This window comes from Candidatus Methanocrinis alkalitolerans, assembly GCF_029167205.1.
GTDB classification, from domain to species: domain Archaea; phylum Halobacteriota; class Methanosarcinia; order Methanotrichales; family Methanotrichaceae; genus Methanocrinis; species Methanocrinis alkalitolerans.
Genome location: NZ_JARFPL010000073.1, coordinates 1 through 3,853 on the forward strand (window position 1 = coordinate 1; position 3,853 = coordinate 3,853).

The 3,853-nt window shown below is 49.6% G+C and carries 3 protein-coding genes; all 3 read right to left on the bottom strand.

The features are described from left to right. Positions 1 to 89: 89 nt before the first annotated feature. The 3 genes from P0O24_RS12285 to csb2 all read right to left on the bottom strand — a co-directional run bounded on the left by P0O24_RS12285 (position 90) and on the right by csb2 (position 3,374). Positions 90 to 1,148: a hypothetical protein gene (locus P0O24_RS12285; protein ID WP_316970042.1), complete on the bottom strand. Its 1,059-nt coding sequence runs from the start codon at positions 1,146 to 1,148 to the stop codon at positions 90 to 92. Between the two features lie 13 nt (positions 1,149 to 1,161). After that, the gene (locus P0O24_RS12290) at positions 1,162 to 2,337 is read right to left on the bottom strand and encodes a Card1-like endonuclease domain-containing protein (RefSeq protein WP_316970043.1); all 1,176 of its coding nucleotides are present in this window, start codon (positions 2,335 to 2,337) and stop codon (positions 1,162 to 1,164) included. A gap of 158 nt (positions 2,338 to 2,495) precedes the next feature. Continuing rightward, positions 2,496 to 3,374 (bottom strand): type I-G CRISPR-associated protein Csb2, encoded by an 879-nt coding sequence (gene csb2, locus P0O24_RS12295; protein ID WP_316970044.1) that lies wholly within the window; start codon positions 3,372 to 3,374, stop codon positions 2,496 to 2,498. Positions 3,375 to 3,853 lie beyond the last annotated feature (479 nt).

The window sequence follows — 3,853 nt, forward strand, 5'->3', positions numbered from 1 at the left end:
TCAACATATGGGATTAGAAACTTCCTTAAAAACATCTTTAGAATTTAGTATGAGTGAAGCTGTAGATCCGCATGTAAATAGAAAGCGCTTTACCGAGGAGTGGTGGGCTTAACCGATGACCAATGGAGCGGATTCCCATCAGCTAGCGGTTTAGCCGTGATCTGTCTTAAGTAAAACTCCGTCAAGGTCAGCGCCAACCGTCCGTCACATACCACTGTAACGTCATCCCCGCCCATAACAATCGGGCGAAGCGGTAACTTGTCCTTGCGAATTTGGACGACACCGCGAATTTTTGACTCATGGTCGATACAATCGATAAGGTGCAAGAACGTGGCTTTTAGGGCCTCTTCTGCTACGATTGTTATCGATTTGGAGAATTCTCGCATCATGTTTATATATGGGCGGTTATCTTCTGGTTTTTTGTATCTGTTGGTAATATCCGCTACTCGTTTGCCCATTTCGTTGCCATCAGTGTGAACCACGGCGATATAGCTGGATACTCCCTTAGTTCTACCAAAATCATCAAATTCCTTTGGGATCTCAAAGCCATTAAGCGGCAGCCGGGCCGTCAAGCGGTCATGAGCTACGTCGAAGATATATTCTTTGGCCTTGATTTCAGCTGATATGCGCTTGTCATCTTTGTTATTATCAATAGCAGGCAAACCGGTATACTGACAGTCTGCGGTTACGCTTAGGCCCAATAGAGGAGCTGAAGCCACATGATCTAGCTTTTTACGATTTGCTTTCTCAAGGGTGGCCTTGACCACCTGAGATAAGACTTTTGTCTTCCAGTCGAACTCTCTGCTGTGGGCAATGATCAGCTGCAGTCCAGGAGCTTTTAGGAGAGTGCTCCGGCTCAGGCAGCGGGTAAACTCGCGTGCAGTTTCGGCGGATCGAAATAGTAGCACGGTATTACCACCGCCGGCATATATCAATTCAGAAACCAAATCTTCATGTTCGATCGCCTTCTGGTCATCGATGCAACCATTCAGATCTACGTTGGTAGCCCCTAATCTTGTTAACTCCTTGTAGACCCAATCCTGAGTTGCACAGCGAACCAACTCAGATGCACCTACATTATGCTTCAGAATGTTACTTCCAAAAATGTAACTTTGGATTCTTGTCGTATCTATAGCTGTGACTATCATTTGGATTCACCATTCATTTTGGTTGAGAGTTGAACCACTCCCGGAGGTATTCAGATAAATTCGGCAAATGTTCGGCACCGAAGACCTGTAATTTGCCTTGAGCGTCCCAAGTTTCTTCGATTTCACTTTGAATCAGTTCCGGATTGTTCTCCGGGTTGTCTTTGGGTGCACCGCAGACCAATCCCACACGAGCCTCATCTCCACCCATCTGACGGGCACGAACATAGGCTTCAAACAATTTGTTTTTTAACAATCCTTTATTGCTTCCTGTGGTACAAGATATAGCAAAAAATTGGTATCCGCGCATTGCAGCCACATCGAACTCAAAATTCCGTTCCTTCGGCTCAAAGCTCATCCCACACTGATGAATTTCACATTCAGTGGCAATTTTTTGCAATGCCCAGAGCGTGTAGCTTTCAAGCCACAGCCCATCCAGCCACCTTGAAAGCTCCTTTGCTTTAATATCCCATTTTGCAGATAGTTCACCAAGAGTCTTACAATCTTGCCAGTGAGACGCCACCTTATCAAAAGGTGGATCTTTTGGAAGTAGAATCGGATTTAAATCTTTCTCCTTCTTCTTAAGAGAATTCTTATCATCACGCAGATAGTTATCACACCATTTTCGCAATTCATCACAGGGAATCTTTACCAATTCAAGGCATACCTCAGGCTTAAACGGATACCAATTCGGATCGTGTTCGAGACTGTAACCATGCAGTGCAAGCAAATCTTGAATCTCGGGCTTGATCGAAAGAGAAACCGAGAAATCCAGACATGGCTGATCACGTTGCTCTATTATCATTTTCATCGACCTGGCATCCAGATAGCTGAATACGGGATCGTGGCACAGCTTCTCAACTGCTCGATAAGCATGGACGACCATGGTCTTTGTACCGCCAGTGTAATTTAAGCCAACTTCTTGTCCCCCTAACTTTTTACATATATTTGATACTTTATCGAAAACATCGTCTATATCTGACTCTATGACTGGAATGAAACTCTTTGTTTCTTTGCTTAGACCCAACAATCCGGCTAAACGTTGAGCTATCTCAAGAGTCTCGTCGGTGTGAATAAAGTAAACTTTTGCATCGGGCTTTCGCAACAATTTTGCAGCGACATAGTTAGGCAAAGGATTTGCTCCGATTAGCAGAAACAAGTGCTTGGATTGAAAATCCTGTATGTTATTCATAATAATATCACCTCAGTAAGAACAATATTTTGTCGACTATACCAAAATGCTGAGTTATCAGTCGATTCTCATACATCTTTGCGATCGAATTGAGACTAGTATCAATGTCTTGTCGCCTCTCGGAAAACTTCAAATCTCCAAAGTTAATTGGCGTAAGATCACGCTCCAGTCATCGATTCATCTTCAGAATTCTCAATTCTGTCAATTATGAATGTCCCCATCCCAAAGTGCGCCCCGTACCCCACCGCCACCGGCCCGCAGACCGGCTCGGCAAACTCGATCCGAAAGCCGTATCCAGCCGACCCCGCCCTCCTCCCGTCCCCCCTGTTTCGCGCCCGCCGGAAGCTCGACCAGCCGACGCGCTCCCCGGCGATCTCGGTGAAGGAGACCGGCTCGACGGCCACGGGCTCGGGAAACCCGGCGAGGCCCAGGAGCCGCAAGAGCTCGTGCTCGGGGCTTCCGATCTGCCTTCCGGAGGCGTCGAGCTTCGCCGCTCCCGCCCGGGTCGCCTTGGGGTGGCGGGTGGGGATGAAGGGGGTCCGCGAGGTCCAGATCCGCGACTCGGCGAGGAGGGGGGAGGCGCCCCTGGCCGGATCGGTCCCGCCGAAGTCGCCGGGAAAGCCGAGGGCGAGGAGGGTTAGGTCGGCGACGATCCCGTCGCCCCGGACCTCCCGCAGATTTTCGAGGGCGGCTGTCTCCCGAGAGCCGAAGCCTGCGAGCGCGTAGACGGTCAGGTGGGTCACCTCGCCCTCCCTCCCCCGGCCGAGGGCCTCGACCGACTCGGGGAGGATGAAGGCGTGGTTGTGGCCCGAGAGGGGCCTTCCGGCCTCATCGCAGCCGGTGAAGGTCGCCGAGCCGTCGGAGAGCTCGACGAGGGCGGCGTGGACCCGCTCCGCGAGGATGATCGAGTCGGTGAGCCTCGGCGGCCTGCCCGCCAGGGCGTAGCGGGCGACTGTGGGGGCACATGATGGAACATCTGCCATGAGGCTCTGGCGGGAATCGGAGCCTGAGATGATCAGACTGCAGAGTCCAGTCATCTCAATGCCGGTTAGCTCTCCGGTTCTGGAAGTGGCTGCTCTTCCTTCAATACTCCACGTTTCATCGGGCCTGGCTGGAATTATCATTCCCTCCCGACTGAGTGATAAAATGCTCTTCAGAGATCACAGAACATTCCATGCTCATCGATAAAAGCGGATGGCTCTTCTGAGATAAAAGTCTAATCCTGTACCGATGTTAATAATATGGATATAACTATAACGACGCTCTAATATCACTGAACTTGCCGTTAGGGCGAAGGCTACCTCGATATTATTATTTTAGCTCATGCCAGAATGAGAAAACCGAGGGACCAGCAGATACCCGGATACCAACAGATCAAGAATAATAGAATAACTCTACTTTCCAAGTTTTCCCTCGGCCGAGCCCAGTTTATAAACTACCCCTGCGCATCACATAATACGGAAGTTCTGCGAAGTCAAATGTGGTGCACATATCCAGATGAAAGTAGCACATATCC

What these genes read in the sequence shown, in the direction of transcription:
- P0O24_RS12285 (WP_316970042.1), bottom strand. Translation starts at nt 1,148, where the DNA reads ATGATAGTCACAGCTATAGATACGACAAGAATCCAAAGTTACATTTTT.
- P0O24_RS12290 (WP_316970043.1), bottom strand. Translation starts at nt 2,337, where the DNA reads ATGAATAACATACAGGATTTTCAATCCAAGCACTTGTTTCTGCTAATC.
- csb2 (WP_316970044.1), bottom strand. Translation starts at nt 3,374, where the DNA reads ATGACTGGACTCTGCAGTCTGATCATCTCAGGCTCCGATTCCCGCCAG.